Annotated in this window: 1 protein-coding gene; it reads right to left on the bottom strand. The window is 67.8% G+C overall.

Going from position 1 to position 1,183, the window contains the following annotated elements; genetic code table 11:
* A partial coding sequence (locus tag ACFWU9_RS36255; RefSeq protein WP_384325359.1) for a hypothetical protein occupies positions 1 to 730 on the bottom strand: 730 nt, incomplete at its 3' end.
* Positions 731 to 1,183 lie beyond the last annotated feature (453 nt).

The following is a 1,183-nucleotide window of genomic DNA, read 5'->3' as shown; positions in this document are numbered from 1 at the left end:
CAGCCGGGGCCCGGGGCTTGAGGTCGACCAGGATCGCGCAGGCCACCGTCATCACGGTGGACTTGCCCTGCTGGCCGGGGCCGTAGCAGTTCAGCACGTGCGCCAGGACGTCCATCGAGTCGAGGGCGGGGCCGATCATCATCGCGCCCAGGACCAGGGCCGACTTCCCGCACATGGTCGTGTAGGCCCCGATCTCCTCCCACGCCTCCCGGGCCTGCTCCTCGGTACCGCGCAGCACCCGGTAGCCCAGGGTCTGGGCCTCGGCGGTCGGGAAGACGAGGTTCCCGTCCTCGTCGTAGTACGTCCGGGCGGGGATGACCGGGGCGTCCTCGCCCTCCTCGCGGATCAGGCGCGCGTACGCGTGGCGCTCGTCGTTGCCGGTAGGCCGGCGGAACCCGACCTTCGCGGACCAGGTGCCACGGTCCAGCTCGTCCTCGTTGACGATCCGGCCCCGCCGCTGGCGACGGCCGAGGACGAGGTACTCGATCCGGATGCTCTCGCCGTCGTCGGTGAGGTGCTCGATCTGCCCGATGACCTTCGGCACACGCCCGATCGAGAGCGAAGCGGCATCGGGGTTCTGCTGGTGGATGATCATGCGGTCTGCGGGCCGGTAGAACCAGCCCTTCTTCATGCCCGCGATCGGCCTGCAACCGGCCGGGGCCCCGTCCCTCTCCAGGTTCGAGACCGTTCCACCGCCCTTCTGGGCGGGTACTGCGGCGGGCTTGGTCATTCCCACTGGGGTGGCGCCTCTCTGGCCTGCCACCCGATGTGCGGATGGGCGACATCACTCTCGTGACGTCACGGCGGGGAAGACAGCACTCCCCACCTGCCCTACACTCGGCAGCAGACCTATGTGTGGTCGCCGCATTGCCCTTCTCCGGGACTTCGACTCGGCTTGAGGCTTCGAACCCTCTTGCAGAGCCCGGGTGGGGCGTGCGGCTTTTTTGCGTTTACGGATCTTGTTTCGCGGTTTCGTGCAGCCTACGGGGTGTAGCGGACACCGTCACAGCCGGTAGGGACACCACGTACGCGAACGCGGACGCGTCCTTGCAAATCTGGCCTGGCCAGGTCAGTCGAGTTCGTACTCGTAGATGGATTCGCGCTCGCCGTTGTTCACGCTTACGCCGGACTCGCCCACGACGTTCTCGCCGTCGCGCAGGACCGTGACGGACTGCTTCACGGC

Origin of the sequence: Streptomyces sp. NPDC058653, from assembly GCF_042716895.1 — a bacterium.
Taxonomy (GTDB): Bacteria; Actinomycetota; Actinomycetes; order Streptomycetales; family Streptomycetaceae; genus Streptomyces.
The sequence above is the reverse complement of the archived record's forward strand: the minus strand, read 5'-3'. Positions and strand labels throughout refer to the sequence as shown.